Annotated in this window: 5 protein-coding genes and 1 pseudogene; 3 read left to right on the top strand and 3 right to left on the bottom strand. The window is 73.8% G+C overall.

Annotated elements, in window-relative coordinates; genetic code table 11:
* The 3 genes from HGA02_RS09340 to HGA02_RS09330 form a co-directional block, all read right to left on the bottom strand.
* The coding region (locus tag HGA02_RS09340) for a PHP domain-containing protein (protein WP_246247602.1) at window positions 1–389 on the bottom strand (389 nt) is incomplete at its 3' end.
* Window positions 386–1396, bottom strand: coding sequence for an ATP-grasp domain-containing protein (locus HGA02_RS09335; protein WP_168678778.1), 1011 nt, complete (start codon window positions 1394–1396; stop codon window positions 386–388). The genes HGA02_RS09335 and HGA02_RS09340, both read right to left, overlap by 4 nt.
* Window positions 1393–2487, bottom strand: a complete 1095-nt coding sequence (locus HGA02_RS09330; protein WP_343035406.1) for a response regulator — start codon at window positions 2485–2487, stop codon at window positions 1393–1395. Before HGA02_RS09330 ends, HGA02_RS09335 begins: the two co-directional genes overlap by 4 nt.
* A 243-nt stretch (window positions 2488–2730) precedes the next feature.
* On the opposite strand from HGA02_RS09330, the gene HGA02_RS09325 reads away from it, so the two are divergent.
* The 3 genes and pseudogenes from HGA02_RS09325 to HGA02_RS09320 all read left to right on the top strand — a co-directional run bounded on the left by HGA02_RS09325 (window position 2731) and on the right by HGA02_RS09320 (window position 5107).
* On the top strand, window positions 2731–3909 hold the full coding sequence (locus tag HGA02_RS09325; protein ID WP_168678776.1) for an LLM class flavin-dependent oxidoreductase: 1179 nt from the start codon (window positions 2731–2733) through the stop codon (window positions 3907–3909).
* A gap of 64 nt (window positions 3910–3973) precedes the next feature.
* Window positions 3974–4321, top strand: a pseudogene (locus HGA02_RS20900) (NAD(P)H-dependent oxidoreductase); the annotation flags it as partial.
* An 87-nt stretch (window positions 4322–4408) separates the two neighbouring features.
* On the top strand, window positions 4409–5107 hold the full coding sequence (locus HGA02_RS09320) for an SLC13 family permease (protein ID WP_246247603.1): 699 nt from the start codon (window positions 4409–4411) through the stop codon (window positions 5105–5107).
* Window positions 5108–5299: the final 192 nt, after the last annotated feature.

Here is a 5299-nt window from a genome sequence, read left to right as displayed (position 1 = left end):
GACGCGAGGTGCTCGACGACGACGCGCGGGCTCCACGGCCCGTCGGGCCCGGGGTACTGGTGGTCGGCGAGCAGCACCCGGTCGGCGCCGTCGGGCCCGCCGAGCCCCGCGAGCACCTCGGGCGGCGCGTCGATCCCGCCGTCGGCGTCGAGGATCTTCGCCTCGACGCCCGTGAGGACGCGCAGGCCGTCGACGGCTGGCAGTCCGCGCACGACCGCGAGGAAGTCGGGCACGTACGTGGTCGAGACGCGCACGTGGTCGACCATCCGGACGGTGTCGAGCCCTGCGGCACGGGCGGCCGCGAGGTTCTCGGCGGGCGTGCTCACCGCGTCGTCCGAGAACGCGGAGTGCACGTGGTGGTCGCCGCGCAGCGACGGGCCGCCCGTCATGCGCCGGGGACGTCCGCGCCGGTCGGCACGTGCGCGGCGTCGGGCGCGGGCAGCACCTCGTCGACCGGCAGGAACACGTCCTCGAGGTAGCGGACGTTGGCGATCTCGGCGAAGTCGACCCGCTCGGGGACCGGTCGGCCGAGCACGGCGTCGAGGGTGAGCGACGGCATGTCGACGCCCGCGGCGATCGTGAGCGGCATCGCGCCCGGGAACCGCGGGTTGACCTCGAGCAGCGCCGGTGTGCCGTCGGCGTCGCGCTTGAGCTGGACGTTGGCGACGCTCGTGAGCCCGACCGCGCGGGCGACGGCCGACGCGGTCGCGACGAGCTCGTCGTCGCGCACGGTCACCCCCGCGACCGCGACGCCCGAGTCGACGCGCAGGCGGGCGCGCGGGACGGCGGCGATCACCTGCCCGTCGGGCCCGGCGAGGACGTCGACCGAGTACTCGTCGCCGGGCAGCATCTCCTGCACCAGCAGGTCCTCCTCGGCGTGCACGGCGTCGAGCTCGGCGGCCGTGAACACCGTCCGGACCCCGCGCGACCCGGCGCCGCGCCGCGGCTTCACGATGACCGGGAACTCCCAGCCCGACGTCGCCTCCGGCGTCCCGACGAGCTCGGTGCGCGGCACGCGGACGGTGCGCGCGCAGGCCCGCGCGAGCGCGAGCTTGTCGAGGCACGTCTCGATCGTCGCGAGCGTGGGCGACGCGAGCAGCGTGCCGTCGGCGGCGAGGTCGTCCCGCGCGGCGGCCAGCCGCGGCAGCTCGACGTCGACCGTCGGGTAGAGCACGTCGATCCCGTCCTCGCGGCACATCGCCCGCACGACGTCGACGAACTCGGGCGCACGACCCGCCGGGACGAGGCGTCGCCGGTCCGCCGGGACGAGGTAGATCGCGCTGGCCCACCGGTCCATGTCGGCGGCGTACACCTCGACGTCGCCGCGCCGCTGCAGCGAGCGGATCACCGCGACGCCCGCGGGCCCGCCCGCCCCCGTGACGAGGACCCTGGTCATCGCGTTCCTCCCGTGTCGTCGTGCGCCAGCGGCGCGGGCTCGTGCGCCGCCGCGGCCGCGATCCCGCCGCCGCGTCCGGAGCCGGAGATCATCGCCGCGACCCGCACGGTCTCGAGCGGCTCGGCGTACCGGCCGGTGCCGAACCGCGACCAGTACCGCGCGGTGGCGCGCACGAGCTCGGGCTCCATGTAGTCGCGGTGCGCCTGCGACTCGAACGCCGCGAGCATCTGCAGCTTCGTCTCGACGAACCCGTCGACCGGCACGAACGTGTCGGGCTGGAAGTCGACCGTCGACGACGGGCTCTGGAAGCACGCGAGCGACGGGACGCGCCGCGCGGCGACCTGCACGGCCTGGTGCACCGCGCGGTGGTCCTGGTGCCGGTCGTGCACCGAGTGCGTGTAGACGATCGTCGGCGAGACCTCGCGGATCGTCTCCTCGATCGTCGTGATGAGGCCGCCCGCGGGGTCGAGGCGGGTGTCCTCGAAGTCGTGCAGGTAGAGCCGCGCGCCGATGACGGCGGACGCCGCGAGCGCCTCGTGCCGGCGCGCGTTGACCTCGCCGCCGATCGCACCGCCCGACAGCGTGAGGACCACGACGGTGTCGCCCGCGGCGCGGTGCGAGGCGAGCGTCGCGCCGACGCCGATCTCGACGTCGTCGGGGTGCGCGCCGACGGCCAGCACGGTCTCGGTCGGCCCGGCGGCGTCGCGGCGGCTGCGTCCCTCGGCCGCGAGCGCGCGCACCTTCTCGACGAGGATCGCCGCGCCGACCGGCTTGACGAGGAACTCGTCGGCGTCGCGGCGCAGCGCCTCGACGGCGTAGTCGACGCTCGCGAACGCGGTCATGACCGCGACGGGCACGCCGGGGGCGCGTGAACGCAGCTCGCCGAGAAGCTCGAGCCCGCTCATGCCGGGCATCTGGATGTCCGTCAGGACCACGTCGAACGTCTGCTGCGCGACCTCGGCGAGCGCCGACATCGGGTCGTGCACGACCGTGGCCGACATGCCACCGCGACGTTCCAGGACGGTCCGGACGAATTGGGCGGTGTCGACGTCGTCCTCGACGACGAGCACCTTCACCTGGTCGTCGGCCACGCTCGCCGGCCCTCCCCACCCCTGGATGCCTTCCAGGTACCACCGTAACCGCGCACCCCTGCACGGGCCCTTCGACGCCGTCCGACCGGCGCGGCGCGCCGCTCCCGCTGTCGTGGGCGGCACCGGCACGGCACCCTGGGAATAGGTCGCGGGGCCGGTCGGTTGAGCGCGACGATACATGCAAACGCATGAACCTCCGGAGGGCGGGTCCCCCGGATCGAGGCAGCAGGAACGAGGCGCACCATGCAGTTCGGGATCTTCAGCGTCGGGGACGTCACCACCGACCCGACCACCGGGCACACGCCGGACGACACCGAGCGCGTGCGGAACATGCTCACGTTCGCCGAGCACGCGGACGCCGCCGGCCTCGACGTCTTCGCGACCGGCGAGCACCACAACCCGCCGTTCGTCCCGTCGTCGCCCACGACGATGCTCGGCTACCTCGCGGGCCGCACGAAGAACATCGTGCTGTCGACCGCGACGACCCTCATCACGACCAACGACCCCGTCCGGCTGGCCGAGGAGTACGCGATGCTCCAGGTCATCTCCGACGGCCGCATGGACCTCATGCTCGGCCGCGGCAACACCGGCCCCGTCTACCCGTGGTTCGGGCAGGACATCCGCCAGGGCATCCCGCTCGCGATCGAGAACTACGCGCTGCTGCGCAAGCTGTGGACCGAGGACGTCGTCGACTGGTCCGGCAAGTTCCGCACCCCGCTGCAGGGCTTCACCTCGACCCCGCGCCCGCTCGACGGCGTCGCGCCGTTCGTGTGGCACGCGTCGATCCGCTCCCCCGAGATCGCCGAGCAGGCCGCGTACTACGGCGACGGCTTCCTGCACAACGCGATCTTCTGGCCCATGGAGCACACCGCGCAGATGGTGAACTTCTACCGTCAGCGCTTCGAGCACCACGGGCACGGCCAGGCCGACCAGGCGATCGTCGGGCTCGGCGGTCAGGTGTTCGTCCGCAAGGACTCGCAGAAGGCGTGGGACGAGTTCCGCCCCTACTTCGACGTCGCCCCCGTCTACGGCCACGGCCCGTCGATGGAGGAGTTCACCGAGCAGACGCCCCTCACCGTCGGGTCGCCGCAGCAGGTCATCGACCGGTACGGCAAGTTCTTCGAGCAGGTCGGCCACTACCAGCGGCAGATGTTCCTCGTCGACCACGCCGGCCTCCCGCTCAAGACCGTGCTCGAGCAGATCGACCTCCTCGCCGAGGAGATCGTGCCCGTGCTGCGCCGCGAGGCCGAGGCCGTCCGCCCCGCGCACGTGCCGTCGAACCCGCCGTCGCACGCCGAGCGCGTCGCCGCCGCCCGTGCCGCCGGCACGCTGCCCGCCGCTCACACGGGCGCGGCCGCCGACCGCTGGACCGGCCGGACCGCCGAGGACGACGTGGAAGCAGCGGACGCCGTCGCGCGTTGAGGCATCCGGAACCCCGCAGCACCCCTCGCAGCACCCCTCGCACACGTACAGGAAGAAGGACACGATGAGCGACCGCTCGATCGTCGTCGTCTCGGCCGGGCTGTCCCAGCCCTCCTCGACGCGGCTGCTGGCCGACCGGCTGGCCGACGCGACCGTGGCCGAGCTCGCCCAGCGCGGCATCACCGCGCAGGTCGAGACCGTGGAGCTCCGGGACCTCGCCCACGAGATCGTCAACATGACCCTCACCGGGTTCGCGTCCGGGTCGCTGCGCGAGGCGCTCGACAAGGTCGACCGGGCCGACGGCGTCATCGCCGTGTCGCCCGTGTTCTCCGCGTCGTACTCGGGCCTGTTCAAGTCGTTCGTCGACGTGCTCGACAAGGACGCGCTCGTCGGGCGGCCCGTCTTCCCCGGGCTGCGGTACGCCGACGTCACGGTGCTGTCCGTCCGGCGGCTCGGCCGACCCCGCGGCGCGCGCACGACCGAGCTCGCCGAGGGCGACATGATCCTCGTGCACGGGACGTGGCCGGCGGTCGAGGCGCTGTCCGGCTCGGACGACGTGCTCGTCGTCGACGACCCCGACCTGGTGCGGCGGTCCGTGCCGCTCGGGGCGACCGCGTGGCGGGCGGTCGCGGTGCTGGCGGTGACCGTCGCACTGCTGGCGAGCGGCCTCGTGCCGCCCGCGATCGCCGGGCTCGTCGGCGCCGTCGGGATGGTGCTGCTGCGGGTCGTGCGGCCCGCGCAGGCGTACCGGGCGGTGTCGTGGCAGACGGTCGTGCTGGTCGGCGGGCTCATCCCGCTGTCGACCGCGATCAGCACGAGCGGTGCGGCCGACCTCGTCGCGGGGTACCTCGTCGACCTCGTCGCGGGCGGCGACGCGCGACTGCTGCTCGCCGCGCTGTTCGCCCTCACGCTCGTCCTCGGGCAGGTCGTCAGCAACACCGCGACGGTCCTCATCGTCACGCCGATCGCCGTCGCGGCGGCGCAGGAGTCGGGCGTCGCGCTCGCACCCGTCCTCATGCTCGTCGCCGTCGCGGGGGCGGCGTCGTTCCTGACCCCGATCGCGACGCCCGCCAACATGATCGTGATGAACCCGGCGGGGTACCGGTTCGGCGACTACTGGAAGCTCGGGCTCGCGACGACGGCGGCGTGGTTCGTCGTCGCCGTCGGGCTCATCCCGCTCGTCTGGCCGACCGGTTGACGAGCGCGCAGGGGCACTGCAGGAGCACCACCCGCGAAGGAGACCACCATGGCGTTCGACCCGGTCCCGTCCCTCCCGCTCGTGCGCGCGCTGCGCGTCGAGGTCGTGCCGCCCGACGCGGCGGCCCGGACCGTCGGCGTCGGCGTGACCAGCGACGGCGACCTCCCGCCCGGCGTCGACCTCGACCGCGAC

It is taken from the genome of Cellulomonas septica (genome assembly GCF_012396155.1).
GTDB classification, from domain to species: Bacteria; Actinomycetota; Actinomycetes; order Actinomycetales; family Cellulomonadaceae; genus Cellulomonas; species Cellulomonas septica.
The sequence above is the reverse complement of the archived record's forward strand: the minus strand, read 5'-3'. Positions and strand labels throughout refer to the sequence as shown.